This is a genomic window from Microcoleus sp. D3_18_C2 (genome assembly GCF_036702395.1).
Taxonomy (GTDB): domain Bacteria; phylum Cyanobacteriota; class Cyanobacteriia; order Cyanobacteriales; family Microcoleaceae; genus Microcoleus.
Map to the genome: position 1 here is coordinate 43,500 of NZ_JAUBTG010000011.1, position 19,264 is coordinate 62,763.

General features: G+C 45.8%; 16 protein-coding genes. 8 read left to right on the forward strand and 8 right to left on the reverse strand.

Going from position 1 to position 19,264, the window contains the following annotated elements:
• Nucleotides 1-740: 740 nt before the first annotated feature.
• Nucleotides 741-1,355, reverse strand: coding sequence for a ribosomal protein S18-alanine N-acetyltransferase (rimI, locus tag QUA88_RS09870; protein ID WP_333231149.1), 615 nt, complete (start codon nt 1,353-1,355; stop codon nt 741-743).
• Nucleotides 1,356-1,535: 180 nt separating this feature from the next.
• On the opposite strand from rimI, the gene lysA reads away from it, so the two are divergent.
• The 3 genes from lysA to QUA88_RS09885 all read left to right on the forward strand — a co-directional run bounded on the left by lysA (nt 1,536) and on the right by QUA88_RS09885 (nt 4,852).
• A complete protein-coding gene (lysA, locus tag QUA88_RS09875; RefSeq protein ID WP_333271564.1) occupies nt 1,536-2,954 on the forward strand; it encodes a diaminopimelate decarboxylase in 1,419 nt (472 codons plus the stop codon).
• A 237-nt stretch (nt 2,955-3,191) separates the two neighbouring features.
• The gene (cdaA, locus tag QUA88_RS09880) at nt 3,192-4,085 is read left to right on the forward strand and encodes a diadenylate cyclase CdaA (RefSeq protein ID WP_333055496.1); all 894 of its coding nucleotides are present in this window, start codon (nt 3,192-3,194) and stop codon (nt 4,083-4,085) included.
• 20 nt (nt 4,086-4,105) lie between these two features.
• Nucleotides 4,106-4,852 carry an isoprenyl transferase gene (locus tag QUA88_RS09885; protein ID WP_333055497.1) on the forward strand — a complete coding sequence of 249 codons (747 nt, stop codon included), beginning with the start codon at nt 4,106-4,108 and terminating at the stop codon, nt 4,850-4,852.
• A 323-nt stretch (nt 4,853-5,175) separates the two neighbouring features.
• Here the strand turns inward: QUA88_RS09885 and QUA88_RS09890 are convergent, their stop codons facing one another.
• The 5 genes from QUA88_RS09890 to QUA88_RS09910 all read right to left on the reverse strand — a co-directional run bounded on the left by QUA88_RS09890 (nt 5,176) and on the right by QUA88_RS09910 (nt 10,564).
• Complete coding sequence (locus QUA88_RS09890; RefSeq protein ID WP_333039717.1) at nt 5,176-5,448, reverse strand: DUF3143 domain-containing protein; 273 nt, start codon at nt 5,446-5,448, stop codon at nt 5,176-5,178.
• Between the two features lie 90 nt (nt 5,449-5,538).
• Entirely contained in the window at nt 5,539-6,018 is a 480-nt protein-coding gene (locus QUA88_RS09895; RefSeq protein WP_333271471.1) for a J domain-containing protein, read from the reverse strand.
• Between the two features lie 131 nt (nt 6,019-6,149).
• Entirely contained in the window at nt 6,150-7,073 is a 924-nt protein-coding gene (locus QUA88_RS09900; RefSeq protein WP_333271474.1) for an Rpn family recombination-promoting nuclease/putative transposase, read from the reverse strand.
• Nucleotides 7,074-7,135: 62 nt separating this feature from the next.
• Nucleotides 7,136-8,719, reverse strand: a complete 1,584-nt coding sequence (locus QUA88_RS09905) for a chloride channel protein (RefSeq protein WP_333271477.1) — start codon at nt 8,717-8,719, stop codon at nt 7,136-7,138.
• Nucleotides 8,720-9,130: 411 nt separating this feature from the next.
• Entirely contained in the window at nt 9,131-10,564 is a 1,434-nt protein-coding gene (locus QUA88_RS09910) for a hypothetical protein (protein ID WP_333271479.1), read from the reverse strand.
• Nucleotides 10,565-10,637: 73 nt separating this feature from the next.
• Between QUA88_RS09910 and QUA88_RS09915 the strand changes: the two genes are divergently transcribed.
• A complete protein-coding gene (locus QUA88_RS09915) occupies nt 10,638-11,252 on the forward strand; it encodes a pentapeptide repeat-containing protein (RefSeq protein ID WP_333055502.1) in 615 nt (204 codons plus the stop codon).
• 343 nt (nt 11,253-11,595) lie between these two features.
• On the opposite strand, the gene QUA88_RS09920 is transcribed toward QUA88_RS09915, so the two are convergent.
• The gene (locus QUA88_RS09920; RefSeq protein WP_333231134.1) at nt 11,596-11,988 is read right to left on the reverse strand and encodes a hypothetical protein; all 393 of its coding nucleotides are present in this window, start codon (nt 11,986-11,988) and stop codon (nt 11,596-11,598) included.
• A gap of 122 nt (nt 11,989-12,110) precedes the next feature.
• A complete protein-coding gene (locus QUA88_RS09925) occupies nt 12,111-13,478 on the reverse strand; it encodes a glycoside hydrolase family protein (RefSeq protein ID WP_333231132.1) in 1,368 nt (455 codons plus the stop codon).
• Between the two features lie 496 nt (nt 13,479-13,974).
• Here QUA88_RS09925 and QUA88_RS09930 point away from each other — a divergent pair, with 496 nt between their 5' ends.
• The 4 genes from QUA88_RS09930 to QUA88_RS09945 all read left to right on the forward strand — a co-directional run bounded on the left by QUA88_RS09930 (nt 13,975) and on the right by QUA88_RS09945 (nt 19,245).
• Complete coding sequence (locus QUA88_RS09930) at nt 13,975-15,642, forward strand: NB-ARC domain-containing protein (RefSeq protein WP_333231130.1); 1,668 nt, start codon at nt 13,975-13,977, stop codon at nt 15,640-15,642.
• Nucleotides 15,643-15,854: 212 nt separating this feature from the next.
• Nucleotides 15,855-17,459 carry a protein kinase domain-containing protein gene (locus tag QUA88_RS09935; RefSeq protein ID WP_333055508.1) on the forward strand — a complete coding sequence of 535 codons (1,605 nt, stop codon included), beginning with the start codon at nt 15,855-15,857 and terminating at the stop codon, nt 17,457-17,459.
• Nucleotides 17,460-17,593: 134 nt separating this feature from the next.
• Nucleotides 17,594-18,583, forward strand: coding sequence for a tetratricopeptide repeat protein (locus QUA88_RS09940; RefSeq protein ID WP_333055509.1), 990 nt, complete (start codon nt 17,594-17,596; stop codon nt 18,581-18,583).
• An 83-nt stretch (nt 18,584-18,666) separates the two neighbouring features.
• Nucleotides 18,667-19,245 carry a tetratricopeptide repeat protein gene (locus tag QUA88_RS09945; protein WP_333055510.1) on the forward strand — a complete coding sequence of 193 codons (579 nt, stop codon included), beginning with the start codon at nt 18,667-18,669 and terminating at the stop codon, nt 19,243-19,245.
• Nucleotides 19,246-19,264: the final 19 nt, after the last annotated feature.

Sequence of the window (19,264 nt, forward strand, 5' to 3'; positions counted from 1 at the left end):
ATTTATTCCCATCACCTGCTGCTATGTGCCCGTTTCGAGGTCACGCTCGCACAACGAGCGTTTGTGTTCGAGTGTTAACTCGTACTGCTTATTCTAGCGCGACACTCCCAACCTATCTGCCGCACTCGGCTGCGGTTGCAGATTCCAGGCTCATGTTGCAGGGTGGCTTTCAACTGGGAAGACCCAAATGGTGGCTGACCTACAACCTCCCCTAGACTGCAAGAAGATTGCTCTTCTCGGCCCGTGCCCAACCTACGACTGCGTATTGATGGATTCTAGCATAATCTTTTTGGCTGTCATGCAGGCGCAAAAGTGATAATTCTCGCAGTACAGGCCGGGTTTTGCACAAAACTTATTAGTTTGATGGGCGATCGATCCCCTAAACTCATCCTTAACCGGCAGCCCATATCAAGAATTTGTTGCTTTGGGAGGCCCAGAGCTAGCTGGGCTTTTTTTATCTAAAATTTGGCCTCAGATGCGTGGGGAATTTGGGTAGTATTCATATTGTCAGTTGTGCGATCGCTCCCGATCGATTAGTAAGTGTTGCTACACTCCGAGGGGTTTGGCTCAGACTATAATCTGCACGGTTCAAACGAGGGCGAAGCAAAGCGGTAAGTACGATCGTGCAGGCAGAGGTTTCTTCCCATGCTGAGGTTGATTGCCTATGAGGATTTTGAACTAAATTTATATCGAGTAACCCATTATTGGTCAATGCAAGTTAAAGACTCAATAAATTACATTTAAAACTCAAAACTATCGATCGCCAAATGCCAGTTTTTCTGATGCAGCCGATCGCACATCTCCCGTTTCTCATCCGCCAAATCTCGCTGAAATTCCGGTTTTTCCAGACCGCTGCGCCACATCACCAGAGCATCTTCTCCGGTGTCTTCGTAGTATCGCTTGCGCCGTCCAGCCTCTTTAAAACCAAACTTTTTGTACAGGGCAACTGCGGCTAAATTCGAGTCCCGCACTTCTAAAGTCGATCGCTCTAATTGCCTGTCACAAGCCGATTTTAGCAAAGCCAAAAGCAGAGCTTGTCCCAAACCCTGACGTTGAAACTGAGGATGAATTGCCAGCATTATAATGTGAGCTTCTTCTAAAATCGCCCACAAACAACCGATACCGATGAGAGTTGGGGGAATCTGTAGGGGCGGTGTCCCCGTGCTCGCCCGGTTTTGAGCTGATTCACAGTCGTCAGTTTCCCATGTCCAAAGACCTAATAAATCGCTGTTAGGACTGTCTAACTCGCGCCTGTAGCCTTCGATCGTCCAAAGTCCCGCAAAACAAAGCCGATCGAGTTCGACTGCACTGTTGAGGTGTTCTGCTGCGAGATGTTTAATTTGTAGAAAACGCACAGTCGATTTTAAATTTTAGATTTTAGATTTTAGATTTGATAATTACTCACTGCAAGGATGCTCCAGTTCGATCGAGTCTCAGTCAGTCAGCCTGCTTGCGGAATGAATCTGGGGGCAACTGACCCAATTGCTTGCGGTCAATTGTACACTGGGAAAGACCGTAAGGATAGTTATTGCGCGATGGTATCAACTCAATCTTTCGGGGTGGAATCGGGACTTAAGTATCTGTCTGAGTCTCAACAAGCTCTGCAAACTCGATCGCCCAATCAAGAACTGTTACCGCTGACAGCCAGTGTTAACAGCAGCGATCGGTTGGAAATCGGAGGCTGCGAGGTGACAGCTTTGGTGGAGCAATTTGGCTCGCCGTTGTATATTTTAGACGAAGAAACGTTGCGGGCGGCTTGTACCCAGTACCGGGATGCTTTCGGGCGTTACTATCCGGGCGAATCTCAAGTGCTCTATGCTTCTAAAGCTTGGAGTTGTTTGGCAGTTTGCGCGATCGCAGCTTCCGAAGGTTTAGGGATAGATGTCGTATCCGCCGGAGAAATCTACACTGCACTGCAAGCCGGAGTCAGTCCCGACAAAATCTACTTCCACGGTAACAACAAGTCCCGCGAGGAACTGCGGCTAGCTGTCGAAAGCGGCTGCATTACCGTAGCCGACAATTGGCGGGATTTAGAGACTCTAGCAGAGTTGGGACAATTGGGTGTCAGCAGCCTCACAGGTGGGCCGACACGAGTTATGGTGCGGTTTACTCCAGGAATTGAGTGTCACACCCACGAGTACATTCAGACGGGTCAAATCGACAGTAAATTTGGCTTTGATCCCAACTCGCTCGATCGAGTATTTACTTTCATCAGCCAACAGCCGTCCTTATTTTGCGTGGGAGTACACGCTCACATCGGCTCTCAGATTTTTGAACTGCAACCCCATGACGATTTAGCCGAAGTCATAATTCAGGCCTTGACAAAAGCACAGAGTTATGGTTTGCCAGCAACAGAAATTAATATTGGCGGTGGGTTGGGCATTCGCTATACTGAAGCGGACGATCCTCCCAGCATTGAAGATTGGGCTCGTACAATTTGCTCCGCAGTGGTAGCAGCTTGCGAGCGGCAGCAATTGCCATTACCAAAATTGCTTTGCGAACCGGGTCGATCGCTCGTCGGTACAGCCTGCGTCACTGCTTATACCGTTGGCTCTCAAAAAGTCATTCCGGGAATGCGGACGTATCTAGCTGTGGATGGAGGGATGTCGGACAATCCGCGTCCTATTACCTATCAATCAGTTTATCGAGTCCTCGCAGCCGGTAAAATGTCTGCTGCCTTAACGGAAACAGTGACAATTGCTGGGAAACACTGCGAATCAGGCGATGTTCTGATTAAAGATGCCAAATTGCCCGAGTGTCAGACCGGAGATGTCCTCGCGGTTACGGCCACAGGGGCATACAATTACAGTATGGCTTCTAACTATAACCGAGTACCCCGACCGGCAGCGGTTTTAGTGAGAAATGGGGAAGTTAACACGATTATACAGCGGGAAACTTACCAGGATTTGCTGAGGCTTGACCGCCTTCCTGAACGACTCGGAGCTCCAAAGTAAAAACTTAGAAGTTAAAAGTTAAAAGTTAAAAGTTAAAAGAAAGACAATCTATGTTTACTTAGTGACGATTGCCTTTTCACTTTTAACTTTTGCCTTGTTCAGTCACGCGATTGGATTGACACTCCCCGGTCTAAAAACACGGGGATTTTCAGAGTATTCCTTATAACAACTGTTCATGGTTCACGGGTTCGAGTGCATCACGGTTCGCGGTTCACAGGCGGTAGCGTTCGATGAACCATGAACAATCAACAATCTGGCTTTGACTTGGCCCTGGTTCAGTCCTTATTGATTCAAGGGATCGATATTGGACTGGTTTTTGCCCTTGCGTATTTGGTGCTCGTCATTGTTGGCGAGCGCAGAACGCTGTGGATGGTACGGGGATTTATCATTTTGATGCTGGCGGCGGCGGTGAGCAACTGGGCTGGATTGAGGCTGTTGCACGTTGCGCTAAATAGCTTGGTGACTGGTTCGGCTGTGGCAATGGCGGTAATATTGCAGTCGGAGTTTCGCCGATTTCTGGAACAATTGGGTCGGGGGGAATTTCGGCAATTGTTTGGACGCGATCGCCGGCCAACTCCCGAACCGGACAGCGTAATAGATGAAATTGTGGACGCAGTAAAAGAACTTTCGCAAAACCGCACGGGCGCTTTACTAATTATAGAAACAGATTCTCCGATCGACGATCGAGATTTTTCAGTGCCGGGATTAAAGCTAAATGCTGAAGTTTCTAAAGAATTGTTGCAGACTATCTTTCAGCCGCAAACTTTGCTGCACGACGGGGCTGTTTTGATTCGAGGTTCGCGGATCGTGTCGGCGGGGGTAATTTTGCCTTTGTCCGATCGCACTGCGTCGCGGCAGTTGGGAACGCGCCACCGGGCGGCGATGGGGATTACGGAACGGGTGCAAGCTTGCGTGTGCGTGGTGGTGTCCGAGGAAACGGGTTCTATTTCTTTAGCCCAGATGGGACTTTTAAATCGACCTTTGACTAGCAACAAACTTAAGGAATTGCTGGAAGCAAAGCTGTTTCCGTCCGAGGGAGAAAGAGTTGTGGCTCCAATTCCGATCGGCAATCTCGGACGCCAGATAGGATTGAAGGGAGTGACGCTATTAAAACGGATACTGCGCCGTTAGTCGGGTAATCGGGAGAAACCATGAGTCAAGGAATTTGCTTGGAAAAGTTGCCGGAGGATCTGCAACAGGAACTACTGCCTAAGCACATAGCAGTGATTATGGACGGGAACGGGCGCTGGGCTAAGAAGAAGGGCTTGCCGCGGATTGCGGGGCACCGCCGAGGAGCTAGCACTCTGAAGGAACTGCTGCGCTGCTGCAAAGATTGGGGGATTCCAGCTTTAACGGCCTATGCTTTTTCGACGGAGAATTGGGGGCGGCCTGCCGGGGAAGTGGATTTTTTAATGAGTTTATTTGAGGGAAAGTTGCGACAAGAATTGCGGGAGATGGTGGACGAGGACGTGCAAATTCAATTTATGGGGAATTTGCAGGCTTTGCCGAAGTCTTTGCAGGCCCAAATCGAGCGTTCTGTGACGGCCACTCAGCATAATCAGGGGATTTTGTTTACGGTGGCGACGAATTACGGGGGGCGTCAGGAGATTGTACAAGCTTGTCGGGCGATCGCCACTCAGGTGAAAGAGGGCAAGTTGCAGCCGGAGGAGATTGATGAGGTTTTATTTAAACGCTATTTGTATACTGCTGATATTTGTGACCCGGATTTGCTGATCCGGACGAGCGGGGAAATGCGGTTGAGCAATTTTCTACTATGGCAAATGGCTTATTCGGAAATTTACATTACTGAGACGCTGTGGCCGGATTTTGATCGATCGGAGTTTCACCGCGCTTTGTCTGATTATCAGAAGCGCAGCCGCCGATTTGGCAAAGTCTAACGATTTTGGATTTTGGATTTTGGATTTTAGATTTTAGATTTTTTGGTTGATTTTTCAGTTTCCAAGTAGGTGTGGATTCTGAGGGAGCATCTCCATAAAAGTAAAAAACGTTTTTACGCCACCTGCGAGCGTCCTGCACAGCAAAATAGAGCGACCGGGACGATCGCAATCCCATGTAAATGCTTGCAGGGTTGAGGCTTTTTACCTGGATTCCCCATCTAAAATCTCATACCAATTTCACTCAGTTCCTGCTCAACATAACGATTTTAGATGTGAGATTGGAGGACAAATCTAAAATCTAAAATCTAAAATCTAAAATCAAATTAGGGGCCGGAGAAAACGGCCGCTTCAATGTCCTGACGTGAGAGGGAGTATTTGAATGCTCGCTGAATGTCTTGGCCGTCGGCTCCAGCATCGATGTAGCGGACGGTAAGTTGGTCAATATCGAGGGAAAGTTCTGCTTTCCATGTAAGTTGCTCGATCTGCCAGCAGTGGAGTTCTCGCCGATCTTGCTGGCAGCCGCGGCTTTTTAGCCACTGCTCGATTTCTGGGAGTGGATGGTTGTACAAAGGAGTGTCGGCGGAAGGAAGAGTCATGGGATTTTAGATTTTAGATTTTAGATTTTAGATTTGGGATTGAGGATTGAGGATTGCCGATTTTAGATTGGAGATTTGGGATTTGAGGGTTTAATTGCCGCGAATTAAGCCGATCGCGATCGCCAGTACCAAACATCCGATTAAGCTAGCTCCCATTATAAACAGGGCGAACATTTCTCCGGCGGAAAGAGGGCGATCCGTGGGGTCTAAGTAAGCGGAGTTGGAAGTTTTTTTGCCCGAACCCGAAACCGGAGTATTGAAGCCAGGAGGTGGCCCAATCACATTGAGGCGAGAATAGCCTATTTTGAGGTCGTAGGCGAGGCGACGTTCTGGGTTGCTGAGGGTGGCGTAGGCGTTGTTGAGCTGCTGAAATTTGGCGGTGGCGACTGCGGGTGGCAGCTCGGTGGTATCGGGATGGTAGAGTTTGCTCAGTTCCCGGTATGATCGCCGAATTTCGATCTGCGATGCGGAAGGATGCAGCCCTAACAAGCCGTAGTAGCTAGAACCCAAGGGGGTTTTGCCGGGTATTTTCTGACTTTTGCTGTTTGCCGTTCCCTCGTTAGGAGTCACCTCAGCGCCTCTGGGCTTGTTGTTTATAATTTTTGATTATTTTAGAGCAGATTTGAGGCTAGCGCCACTGTTTGCGATGTCGAGGGGTTTAGGGTGGGCGATCGGCTCAAGGTACGATCGCCCACTTTAAACTATGAATTGGTCGAGCGCAAATTCTGCACATCCTCAACGCTAAGCCCCGTAACTTGGGCGATCGTGGCATTATCTAGCTGTGAAAGTAATTGTCTGGCGATCGCGATCGCCTTTTCTCGCATTCCTTGTTCTCGTCCTTGTTCTATGCCTTGTTCTCGTCCTTGTTCTATGCCTTGTTCTCGTCCTTGTTCTATGCCTTGTTCTATGCCGTCTTGAACAGCCTTAAGAATTGCTCCCTGTTGGTCATAAATAAACTGTTCTCTTCTGTCCAAATCTTCCACTTCCTCTCTGCTCAAACTGGCTTGATTCGCAATATTAAAAGCTTCATGTATTTCTGGTATGCTATCCATTGTTTCTGGAACCGATGTCAGACTTCTGGCATTTTTCATAAAATAAATCCATTTGTCTGCTAAAGTTTCAAGTTCCTCCTGTCCTTTGGTAAACTTCGGCAACTCTACAAACACTAAATCCAGATTGTTTTCGGGATACGTAAAGTTTTTATTGACTTCTTTGAACACAAATCGGGAAATAAATTCGGGGCTCTTAGGAAACATTTCAAAATCCGTAATTGTCAAAGCAATCACTGGCTTCAGCAATCGATATCCTTGTGCTGCTTCCAATTGAAAAGCGTAAGTCTTCGCTGCATTGTACAAAACTCGTTTCCCAAAAGACTGGACGTTGAGCACTTGCATTTCAATAATTACTAAAGTGCCATCGCTGAGTTTGGCTTTCACATCCAGATAACTATCTTTTAAGCCTTCTAGTTTGGGTGGTAGATTCGGGTTGATGATTTCTAAGTCTTCAATCGTGGGATTGCCTTCATAAATCAAGGCGTTGAGAAAGCTAATTAGAATCTCTTTGCTTTCTGAGGAACCGAAGATTTTTTTGAAGGCGTAATCGGTTTTCGGGTTGATAAATATCATGGTTGTGAGATTTAGCTTTGAGGTTATTGGTTTTGTGACGAACCAACGGGATTGGAGCTGGGTCAAACTGCTGATTTTGTTTCAGGTAATGGTTTGACATTTTCCGGCAAATGTGCATTGGCGATCGCCAGCACTGGCTCCTCGATACTGTGTTCGCCGTCGGTGGGGAGTTGGCAAGAAATCAGTTCTGTGACGATGCGATCGCCCAGAACATCTTCCCAATCCTGCAACTGTTCTCTGGCTTTGATCGGTGTATTGACAGCCACGTCTACGCCCATTTGCTGAAGGTTGAGGCTGTGGGCTGTCGATCGGCGGTTGACACACTCCACCAGCCAAACGCTCAATCCGACTGCTGCCATCAAAGGCAAGACAATCCGGTAATCGCGGGTTAATTCAAACATCAATAGGATGGCTGTCAGCGGTGCTCTGGCGCTGCCGGCGAGGACGGCGGCCATTCCCACCATTGCGTAGGCGGCAGGGCCAGCGACTCGATCGCTCATTGCCGGCAGCATTTCCAAAAAGAGGCCGTAAGCCGAACCCAGGGAAGCTCCCAAAAACATCGCCGGAGCGAATATACCGCCCACTAAACCACTGCCGAGGCTGATTGCGGTCATCGCCAGTTTGACAAACAGCAGCAGCAACAGCAAAGGCAAGGAAAATTTAACATCTTGGAGCATGGCTTGGACTGTTTCGTAGCCAACACCCAAAATTTGAGGCAATTGCAGGGCGACTAAGCCGACTGCGGCCCCGCCGACGATCGGGTGAAGCGGCCGGGGCAGTCGTCCGAGCCAAGCAAATCCTCGGACTTTTCCTTGAAAACAGCCCTCGGCTAATTGAATTGCTTCTGTGTAGGCTAGAGACACTCCGCTCGCTAAAAGTCCCAATCCCATGTACAGAGGCAGTTCTAGGGGGCTGCGGACATCGTATATCGGCAAAGAAAAGGCCGGCTGAGCTCCCAAGCAGATTTGAGCGATGAGCGCCGAAACTACGGCGGAGAGCAAGACAACGCTGACTGACGAAGTGGCGAAGGTGCTGCCGAGCACGACTTCTAAGGCAAAGAAGACTCCGGCGATGGGAGAGTTAAACCCGGCGGATAAACCTGCAGCAGCTCCCGCGCCCAGGAGCAAGCGCTGCCGTTCTGGGGATAGCTGTAAAACTTGAGCCAGCAGCATTCCGAAGTTGGCGCCGATTTCGACGCTGGGGGCTTCCGGGCCGAGGGAGGCGCCGGTGCCGAGGGAAACTGAGGCTGCCACCATTTTGGTGATGGGTTTGAGGGGGGAGAGTTCTTGCAGGCCGCGGGTGGCTGCAATTAAGGAAGACATATTCGGGCCAAAGTCCCGAAACCGCCACCGCATCAGCCCGATGATGACTCCGCCGATGGTGGGAATGCAGGCTAGCGTCCAAGAGCCTTTCGAGGCGATCGCCCCCATGAAGTCTTCCAGCATCAGGCTGTGGATGAAGTGGATGAGGTAGTGAAAGGTGACGACGCCTGCGCCCGTAACTCCCCCTATGACTAGGGAGAGGATGAGCAGGAGGGTTTCTGGGCTGGGGTGCAGGCGGTTGAATAGCGGGCTTAGTCGGGAGGCTTGGGGAGTTGCTGCGGTTGGCCCGGGTGGCGGCAGATCCACAGGAGGGATGGCTCTCATTTAGCGGTTAATTCTTCGGTGAGAAGTTATATAATTATTACAATTTATTTCTTATTTTCATTTTGAGTGATTTTAGGGGAATTGACAACTTAATTAAGGCGTATTTTCGGGTAATTTTTTGGGGCTAGCCGCTGAGGTGGAATGACTGATTATGAGGAGCGACGGATTTGGCGTGATTGTATGCTCAGTTACATTCAAACTTAGATATACTCTGGCTATAATGGTAATCAACTATATTTACCTTGTGGGTGGCTATGCCGATCGCATCAGTGAACTAGCAATATCATATAACTCAGTAAAAAACAACTTTCAAATTAAAGAATTGTCGATGGGAGATTTTCCCTGATAACCACAAATCTCAAACCACAAATCTCAAATCTCTAATTTTAAAATCCTCGCTCGCGCATACTATCATATCGGTTGTTGATTGGGCGGGATTCTTGGTCTGGGTTTGGCGATCGACATTAGCGGATCGCCGATGGTGGCGACTTTCCAGGGTGGGGATTCGAGCTGACGTGCTGCGATTAAAAAGGGTGCTCCTCGCTTTAGGCGATCGACGATTATTTTAGGTGGAATAAATGCCGATAAAAAAGGTTCGTTGACGCTGCCAATATATGCGTAAGCACCATTCTCTAGCCACCTTCCGGCAACGGTGTTTGTGTCATCTGGCGCTGCTGCTGACCAACTGTGGATCATGTGGATTGCTGCGGGAAATTGTAGTTTTGGTATGTCTTCAACTAAAGCGTCGCCGTTGCCCACTTGGAATGATTTTGGATAGCCTTTGGAATTAATTAATATTAAGTCAAATGTCCACGGTTTTGAGGCTAAACTCCGCCACTTTTCTAGGCTCGATTCGGGTTTCTGCACTAATTCGACATTTAAACCTATGGTTTTTAGTTCGCTAGCTGCTTCCTCCATTTCATATTTTGCCCAATTTCCTTCCTTGGGGTAACTGTCATAAAGCATGGCTGTTTGGCTGTCTAGAAATATGGCACACATGGCTTGATAGATCGATCGTACCTCGGAACCGTAAATCCAGCCGACAGCAGCCCAGCGTTGGTCGTTGGGGTGCCTTCCCAAACCATCGGTAACGGCTAGTTGTTCGTCTGGTTTTTCAGGAGATTGATATTTGACTGCTTGTTGGCGTACAATGGTTATTGTGTCGATCGGGTCTGCGAGTTGAGAATAAAAAAATCCGGTTGATTCGACAGCTTTTGTAACGGCTAGTTGCAGATTTTTCCACTGTGTGTTATTGAGGGTATCATTGGGTTTTCCGAAGTTGCCTTCTAGAAATACTAAAGGTTGGCCGTGAGCGGCTGCTAAGGCAACTGCTGCTGAGCGTGCGGGGTCGTTTTCTGATGTGATTACTACTCCTGGGGGTTCCCAGCCGAGTTGCGTCCATTTTGCTTTTAAGGTTTGAGTATCCGTGGCATTCCAGGCTGCTGCTGTGGCGTTCAGCATTAATTGCTGGAGTTTTTGATTGGTGGGCAATTGCTGTTTGATGCTTGGCAAACGGACTATTTCTTCGGGTTGAAAGCGCTGCAAAAACATGGGCGCATATTTTTTATCTTCGATGAGAATCGGCCAGTTTCCTTTGAGATTCCATTTTTGGATGGCTGCTAAAAATGTGGCTTCGTCGGGTACTAAAACTACGCGGTTGACTGTTGGTATGTTTGATCGGAGGATGGCGGTTCGGAGGCCTGTTTGAATTGGCCAGGGTTCTTGTTTGGCTGAGGCGGGAAGTTGAAAGGGTTTTTTGAAAAGGCGATCGCACCCGACACCGATTATTGCTAAGCTTACAATAAGGGCGATCGCGAGTAATTTAAATTTTAACTGTTTTTTCATAGGGGCACGGGAAGGAAGGAACTAGGTTATAAATACGAACAATTATCGAAATATTTTTAGGGGCTGCAAGCGGATGTTTAGAGGCGCGGGGCAAAGTAAGATTGTAAGTGCGATCGGGCTGGCAACTTTTAGTATTATTGCCTTAGCAACTACAGGTTTAATAATTTTCGCAGCGAACCGTTCGTCAGTCAAGCATCAAGTCCGGCAATTGCTGACAGCGAGGGAATGTCAAGGTTGCAATCTTTCCGGGGGGAATTTGAGCGAAGTTTTTCTGGAAGGCGTCAATTTAGAAAAAGTCAACCTGAAAGATGCCAATTTGTGGAGCGCGCCTTTGGTAAATGCTAACTTGAAACAGGCCAATTTGGCTGGGGTTTACCTGATAAGCAGCAATTTGGCTGGGGCAATTTTGGAGGTAAGCAATCTAGAAAAGGCGTTTTTAGAGGATGCTTATTTGGGAGGGAGTAATTTGATAAGTGCTAACTTAAGATGTGCTTTTATGAAAGGTATTTTTCTCGTTAACGCTGATTTGGAAGGGGCGAATTTGGAGGGGGCTAATCTGTGGATGGCTAATCTGGAAAGTGCTAATTTGAAGGGTGCTAATCTGAGAAATGCTTTGCTGTTGGATACTAATTTGGCAGGGGCGAATTTAAAGGGGGCGGTGATGCCTGATGGTACGCGGCAGGAATGAAAGTCAGTTGACAGTTGACAGTTGACAGTTGACAGTTGACAGTTGACAGTTGACAGTTGTCAGTTGACAGTTGACAGTTGACAGTTGATAGTTGATAGTTGACTCCGAAAGCAGTCATTAGTCAGTAGTCATCAGTCATTAGCATTAGTCAGGAGAAAGAGCGATCGCACCTGCAATCTTCATTTCCCGTTATTGGGTGAGGGAATGAAGGGGTGAGGTGCGATCGCTATTCTAATAGCTAGCAGTTTGGGCTACGAAGGGCGATCGGCAGATCGAGCAAATCAGATTTGACAAGCACGCAGGCTGCTGTGATAGCTCAACTGCTGAGTTTTACTTGTTGGTATCAATTCTGTTCCGCATCGGATGTAGATGGCATTTTGATTACTAAATCTCCTATCATTACTTCTGCTTCCATAAAAGCTTGGGTTAAAACCTTCACAGAACTTTCACCTTCACGAAATCTAATTGTTTCGGCTTTTAAGTGTCTTTGGGCTTGACGAAATCCATTACCTTTTCGTCCAACGCCTGTCGTCTCAATGATAGCCACTGAAGCTGCGCTTAGTCCAGCAAAAACTTTTGTCCTGAAGCTTCCTAGTTCGTCGATAAAGGTAGCGACAATTATTGATGAGAGTACAGAAGTTACTCCTAAAATTACAGAAATAGAGTGCAATATTACGGCAGATCGATGCCATCTATTGGTTTGATTTTCCATTTCTTCAACCAGTTCTTGTGTCATACATTTAACTATTGATACAATTGTCGTTATGGGGTCAAGGGCGATCGCACCTGCAACCTTGATTTCCCGTTATTTGGTGATTAAAGTTAGGATAGATGAAACTCTACCCTAACCAACAATATCTACAGTCCCCAGTCCACAACTAACAGGCGCGGATCGTACTTGCGGAGCAATTTCACAAGTTTTGTCAAATCATCAATTGTAGTAACACACGCACATCCTGCACTGCCCGGACTTGTACGACTTTGAATCCAGTTCCAATCAGCATGAAAGCCGAATGCATCGCGACAACCAATCTCTTTGAGCCGACAACTTTCGTGACGCTCTTGCGGTTTAACAAGAGATACCCATACAGCTCCGAGTCCGTCCCCGGGTATCGGGTGTGAAGCATTGTAATTGTCTTTGCCATCTGCCCAGTCGATATCTGAGATGTAGTAATTATCTTGTGGGATAGGGGCCAGATTGCCCGGTTTACTTTCAGGATCGTTCCACATTAAAAATCTCTGAGCAGCCGGTACACCAGAAATAACGTCTAATGAATCAACAACTACATCCCCTTGAGGATTTACGAAGTCGAGTTTGCACCATTCAAGTCCTGCGTAGGCATCTCTTCGAGTGCGCGTGAGACGGCAGTATACACCTCCATCTATTCCAGATGAAATGTTAGAATGCTCTCCGCGCGCACGCCTGAGAGCATTTTCTATAGCCCTCCTCGTCTCTGGACCTACCTTACCATCAACTCGGCTAAGAGCTTCGCGAGTTTGAAACAGCTTGACTGCGCTATCAGTAATGTCAGTAAATTCGTTAAGCTGAGAACCTAAACGAAGAAATTTTAGTCCTGCAAGAGCGCAGTTGAGTATGTAACAATCTTCTCCAATATGTCCTTTCTCAAGGGTACGAGTGAACGGCAATGGTACAGAAGCTGGTTTATAGGGAAATGCTCCCTTCGGCGGTTGAGCCAAATCTTCAGGCTTTGTCACAAAGCCTATTGCTGAATCTAGACCTAAAAAACCATCGCGCCGAAATAAAGCTTCTTCGTCGTTTCGACGATTGATCAATCCTGGTAATGGTCTTCTTGTGCCATTATCTTCACCATTTACCCAACGATCGAATTCCCTTGCTGAGCCTTCATAATTGCCTTTGTTTAATTCTCGCAACAGAGTTGACTTGCCGAATGCGCCAATGCCGATGTTATAAGTGAAAGAAACCAAGGCATCAAACATACATTGTTTTAGTTTAACTTGGCACAAGCGATCGACATCTTCTGCTTTTTCGGCAACCTCAATTTGCAACCACCGCTCTGCTGCTTCTCGGGTGATAATATCACCCTCTAAAATTGGTCGGTTGCGATCCAAATGCTCGATCGAGCCATAACCAATTGTCCAAATCCGAACAGGGTCTCGGTATGCTTGAATCCGTCCATCAGGAAGCTTTTTATGGAGTCCTTCCCAATTTTTGATTAGTTCAAAGCATTCGTTAGAAGGTTTCATATTTCTCCTTTAGTGTCAAAAGATTGAATGTGGTTTAAATTTCAACAGTCGGATCAACTCTTGGTCGGACTTAACTCAAAGAATAAATCACCCCGATCGCCTTGTCGGTGAGAAAAAGTGACAAGCTTTTGTACGACTGAAATTATCAGTTTTGAATGGTCCCAATAGCTTTTCCTTTGCCTTAATTCAAAGAATAAACTACCCCGATCGCCCTGCCGGTGAGAAGAAGTGACAGGCTTTTGTAAACTTACGTAAATTCACTCGATCAATCGAAAAAATCACTGATACAATGATTGAATGATTGAGTTGGCTTCAGCTCGTTTGTTTGAGCTGATATTTATACAGTAGCGAGTTGTTATTGTAAGGTCGATATAGATAACCTAAGTTGTTAAAATTCAATCCAAAAACAAAAAAACTGAGGCAACCTCAGTTTAAATAAGTAAACCTCAGTAAACTTCAGGTTATACTCAAGATCCAATGAAAAATTTTTAACCTTATGAATTTTGAAGAAGCGCTGAAACTCGCAGATACCGCCGTATTTGCCAAAACAAACAGACACTTAAAAGATATAGAAGTAATAATTCTGAGGGGAGCTTGGCAAGGGCAGGAGTATCATAAGATTGCAGAGGCTTACGGATATGCTGCCGAATACCTGATGCAAGATGTTGGCCCCAAGTTATGGAATCTGCTTTCGGAAGCTTTAGGGGAAAGAGTCAGTAAAAGAAACTTTCGATCGGCATTGGAAAGGCGATCGCACTTGCAGTCAGAGATAGCCGCACAGCCAATTGCACCAGAAATAGCGGAACAATTGGTCAACATCGAGGATTTTGGCGATGTTTCAGGAGTTACAAGCACTCCCTTACGCCAAGATTGGGGTGAAGCGCCGGATGTCTCAAATTTTTTCGGCCGCGTCGCAGAATTAAATACCCTCAGTCAATGGGTACTCCGCGATCGCTGTCGCTTGGTGGCGCTGTTGGGTATGGGAGGTATTGGTAAAACGGCTTTGACTGCTAAAGTGGGAGAACAAATTCAGGGTGAATTTGAATATCTAATTTGGCGCAGTCTCCGTCATGCACCTCCCTTGCTGACAATCTTGACTGAGTTGAACTCATTTGCCAGCAGTTCCCCAGAAACGCAACTGCCAACTACTATAGGCGAGCAAATTTCTTCCCTAATCAAAAGTTTGCGCGATCGCCGTTGTTTGCTGATCCTAGATGATTGGGAAATGATTTTGCAAAGTGGAGATATCGCTGGGTATTACGGAGATGGTTATGAAGGGTACGGTCAACTACTGCGACGAATCTCAGAAGAAAGGCATCAAAGCTGCTTGCTACTTTTATCGCGAGAAAAGCCTGTAGAGGTTGCATCTTTAGCAGGCGAAACCTTACCTGTGCGTACATTACAAGTTAAAGGCTTAAAACAAACAGATGCAAAAATGCTGTTGGCATCCATTGGTTTTTCTGACTCAGAAAACGGCTTAGACGAACTAATACAAGTATACCGAGGTCATCCGGCTGCACTGAAAATTACTGCTACCACAATTCAAGAGTTGTTTAATGGCAATATTAGTCAATTTATGGGTCAAAGCTCCTTAGTTATTGGCGATATTTTTGCCAATCTACTTAACGAACATTTTCAGCGGTTATCGGATTTAGGAAAAGCTGTCATGTACTGGCTGGCGATCGAACAGCAGCCGATTTCCTGGAACCAACTGAAAGCAAAATTATCAGCAGGCGTTTCTAGTTCAGAATTACTAACAGTATTAGAATCCTTGGTAAGGCGTTCGTTAATCGAAAAAGAGCTTTCTCCCTCTAGTGCTGAAGCAAAATTCACTCTCGAACCCGTGATGATGAAATATCTCACCCATAATTCGATCGAACAAATATGCCAAAATATTCTCGAAGCAATGGAAGCGCAATCCACCGACAAGCTAGGTTTAATCGGAAGTCATGCTTTCGAGCGATCGCCCGAACTCAAGGACACTAAAATTACTCAGCTACACCCGATCTTAACCAAAGTTCGAGAACGCTTAGATTTAACTCGAATAAATAATTATCAAATGCAGCTAAAAGAACTTTTGTCAAAAGTGCGCGAGTGTCCTTCCCCAAAGCTTCAATATGCAGAGAAAAATCTTCTCAAACTGCTAGGACAAACTGAAATATAGCGAGCCTAAATCATTTGGGAAAAAAATCTAGGGTTAAAGAATGCTGTTTGAGTATTAGACTTAGATCCCCCCTAACCCCCCTTAAGAAGGGGGGGACCGGATGTACTCAAAGTCCCCCTTTTTTAGGGGGAAGTCTTCTCAAAGTCCCCCTTCTTAAGGGGGATTTAGGGGGATCTAGAATCAGGTAAAAACGAGATTTCTCAAGAGGTTCTATGATTCCAGGTAACTTAATTCATCCAGGGTTTTTACTGCAAGGTCGCTACCAAGTTATCGATCGCATTGGTGGCGGTGGCTTTGGCGATATTTTTGAAGTAGACGATGGTGGCATTATCAAAGTATTAAAAGTTTTGAATTTAGATAACTTTAATAACCCAGATATTAAGCAAAAAGCCACCATTTTATTTCAGCGAGAAGCAAAGTTCTTAATGAGCCAAAGACACCCCGGCATTCCTCGTGTAGAAAAAGACGGATATTTTAATTGGCCTGAAGGTAGTAGCAAACCGTTACCATGTTTGGTAATGGAGAAAATACCGGGGCAAAATTTACAAGAGTGGATGTTAGCAAGAGCGAATCAACCAATAAATACAGAAACTGCGATCGACTGGTTGACACAACTCACACAAATTCTCAATTTACTGCACCAGCAGCAGTATTTTCACCGAGATATTAAACCGTCCAATATCATGTTAAAGCCGGATGGGAAATTGGTATTAGTTGATTTTGGTGCGGTGCGAGAAGTAACAGAAACTTACTTGCGGCAACAAAAAGAAAATTATACGGCAACTGCGATTATTTCTGCTGGCTATACGCCAAGCGAACAAGCAGAGGGTCATGCAGTACCGCAATCGGATTTCTTTGCTTTGGGGCGTAGTTTTGTTTATTTACTGACAGGAAAAGTGCCGATCGATTTACATAAAAATCCTGACAATGGTGAATTGATATGGCGAGATAAAGCAACGCAAGTTTTACCACATTTGGCAGATTTAATTGACCGCATGATGGCTCCTTTTTTTGGCAAGCGACCACAAAACTGCCAGGAAATCTTGCAGATTTTGGCACGAGGAGACGCGCGATCGCCCTTGGAAAGCGTGGCGCAACCATTGCCAGAAATTAAACAATCCATCGAACCCAGTAAAACGAATCCTATTTTTGATAGGATTCGTTTTAACTGGGTAGGCAAACTAGCTCTAGCTAGCTTTTTTTTGCTAGGCGGTTTGTGGACTTTCTCACCCCAGATAGTATTTTATCTTAACAAAGAAGGTTTGAGCAATTACAAAAATCAACGTTTAGACAATGCGGAATTATATTATAAAATAGCTCTATTATTTCAAGAAAATGATGGAAGAGTTAACTATAACTTAGGCGTAATTTATGAAGACAAACAAGAGTATGACAAGGCTCGCGCTGCATATCAAATTGCTATCAATGCAGGTGTTAATAAAGCTTTAAATAATTTGGCGCGACTGGAAATTTTAGATAAACAATATGCGAAAGCTCTACCGCTGTTAGAAAAAGCTTTACCACTTGCCACAGATATTAAGACAACGTACACTATACACAAAAATTTAGGTTGGGCGCAGTTGGAGTTAGGGCGATATGAAGAGGCTAACAATAACCTGACGAAAGCGATTAATATTTCTAGCGATCGTTCTGTTGCTTACTGTTTGCAAGCGGTTCTTTTAGAACGTCAAGGAAATCAACAAAAATCTAGATTTAATTGGAAAAAATGCTATAATAATTTGTCGTCTGAATTGCCTGAAGAACAGAGATGGGTGCTGCAAGAATTCAGCAAAAATTTTCAAAATTTAAAGTTATAGCGTATCCCCGATAGTCCGGCAGGGGTTTAAACCCCTGCCTCAAAGCACAAGTCCTCGCTTCAGAGGACTAATGAAGATTTCCAAAGTTTATGCGATCGCTTCGCTATCGCGAACAATGAAAAATAATTTAGGTCATGAAAAATAATCATCCATCCAAGCTGACACCAATCAATCTCAAAGGCAAAACATTTACTTACTTTGCTATTTTTGGGCTGACGCCTTTAATCCCGATCGTCACAGCGTCAAGAGTTGATCCGATAATTAATGGATTGCATCCTCAAGTTTCAGGTATCGAGCGATCGGAAATGCTAGCGATCGACTGTGAGGATTATACTGCCGATCCTCGCGGGCCTCTTGATGTCTTAATTCCTTATATTATCAGTCCCCGACGCACTTTATTGCTGAACGATCGCCCGAAGTTGCGTTGGAATAAAGTTCCCGGTGTTAATAATTATACTGTGAGTTTAGTGAAGGGCGATCGCACAATTTGGGAAACAAATGTTAATGGAAATGAGGTAGTGTATCCGGGAACACCACAACTGGAACCGGGATTTGTGTATTTACTTGTGGTAAAAGCTGAGAACGGCAGGACATCTGACGAGGAAAAACTGCCCGATCGAAGCTTCCGAATGCTACCAACGACCCAAAAGCAACTGGTGAAAGGGGCGATCGAGCTAATTAACAGTCAAAAAATTGCCGAGAAAACCCAAGCTTTGCAACGTGCTTATTTTTACATCGGTTCGGATTTGAAATCTGAGGCGATCGAGACATTGGAAGCATTGGTAGCAACGGGTTTTCAAGAAGCTATTGCCTATCGCAAGCTAGGCGATTTATACTGGCAAGAAGGGGTGACATTGCTGGCTGAAAACCATTATCTAGAAGCACAAAAATTAGCTAGTGCAGCCAAAGACATCGGGGAGCAAGCGCAGTTAGAGGAGGCTTTGGGGGAGTTGTACGGGGCGATCGGCGAAAAGCAAGAAGCACTTCGCTGGTTGACGCAAGCCATAAACAGTCACAAAGCTTTAGGAAATACGCAAAGAGTCAAGGAACTTGAAACGCAGATTGCCAAACTCAAGGCAAGTTTGGCAAAACCGCAACGCTTTGCCGGAGGATGGGGGAGTTAATTTAGAGAAACTTTTGATTTTTCCCGGAGAACAGTTTTATATAGTGCAAATTTTAAATAGTAAAGTAAGAGGCAAAAACGCAAATGAATTCGGAAACATCTACCAATCAAATCGCATTTAACTTACTACAGAAAGCTCGCAATAAGTTTGAAGCCAAAAAATATGCTACTGCATTGCAGTATTGCCAAGCTGCATTAGCTATTTATCAAGAAATAGGCGATTCGACAGGAGTCGCATACACTCTAACCAATATTGGCAATATATACAGGAGACAAGCAGTAGATTCTTACGAAGAAGCTCTATCAACTTTTACAGGAAACAGTATTCAAATTAGTGAGGAAATAGCGCAAAGTATTAACTCTCCTTTAGAAACTCAACTAGATTGGTATGCTTCCAATAATTGGAATACTGAGATACTAAAACCTACTGATTTTGGTAGTTACATAGGTGATGGACAGCCACGATTTCCCGTTAATGCAAAGGGTGATGGACAGCCACGGTCTGATCGTTTTGTCAATAAGGGTGCTCGACGGGAGGTATGGTCTGATGATCGTACTGTCAAGAAGGGTGATGGACAGCCAGGGGGTGATGGAGAGCCAGGGGGTGATGGACAGTCAGGGTCTAATGATCCTCGCAAGAAAAATGGTAAAGGGCAACAATAATGCTAAATTAGCCAGAGCC

What these genes read in the sequence shown, in the direction of transcription:
- QUA88_RS09910 (WP_333271479.1), bottom strand. Translation starts at nt 10,564, where the DNA reads ATGAAAAAACAGTTAAAATTTAAATTACTCGCGATCGCCCTTATTGTA.
- lysA (WP_333271564.1), top strand. Translation starts at nt 1,536, where the DNA reads ATGGTATCAACTCAATCTTTCGGGGTGGAATCGGGACTTAAGTATCTG.
- QUA88_RS09945 (WP_333055510.1), top strand. Translation starts at nt 18,667, where the DNA reads ATGAATTCGGAAACATCTACCAATCAAATCGCATTTAACTTACTACAG.
- QUA88_RS09940 (WP_333055509.1), top strand. Translation starts at nt 17,594, where the DNA reads ATGAAAAATAATCATCCATCCAAGCTGACACCAATCAATCTCAAAGGC.
- QUA88_RS09930 (WP_333231130.1), top strand. Translation starts at nt 13,975, where the DNA reads ATGAATTTTGAAGAAGCGCTGAAACTCGCAGATACCGCCGTATTTGCC.
- QUA88_RS09885 (WP_333055497.1), top strand. Translation starts at nt 4,106, where the DNA reads ATGAGTCAAGGAATTTGCTTGGAAAAGTTGCCGGAGGATCTGCAACAG.
- QUA88_RS09905 (WP_333271477.1), bottom strand. Translation starts at nt 8,719, where the DNA reads ATGAGAGCCATCCCTCCTGTGGATCTGCCGCCACCCGGGCCAACCGCA.
- cdaA (WP_333055496.1), top strand. Translation starts at nt 3,192, where the DNA reads ATGAACAATCAACAATCTGGCTTTGACTTGGCCCTGGTTCAGTCCTTA.
- QUA88_RS09900 (WP_333271474.1), bottom strand. Translation starts at nt 7,073, where the DNA reads ATGATATTTATCAACCCGAAAACCGATTACGCCTTCAAAAAAATCTTC.
- QUA88_RS09935 (WP_333055508.1), top strand. Translation starts at nt 15,855, where the DNA reads ATGATTCCAGGTAACTTAATTCATCCAGGGTTTTTACTGCAAGGTCGC.
- QUA88_RS09925 (WP_333231132.1), bottom strand. Translation starts at nt 13,478, where the DNA reads ATGAAACCTTCTAACGAATGCTTTGAACTAATCAAAAATTGGGAAGGA.
- QUA88_RS09915 (WP_333055502.1), top strand. Translation starts at nt 10,638, where the DNA reads ATGTTTAGAGGCGCGGGGCAAAGTAAGATTGTAAGTGCGATCGGGCTG.
- QUA88_RS09890 (WP_333039717.1), bottom strand. Translation starts at nt 5,448, where the DNA reads ATGACTCTTCCTTCCGCCGACACTCCTTTGTACAACCATCCACTCCCA.
- QUA88_RS09920 (WP_333231134.1), bottom strand. Translation starts at nt 11,988, where the DNA reads ATGACACAAGAACTGGTTGAAGAAATGGAAAATCAAACCAATAGATGG.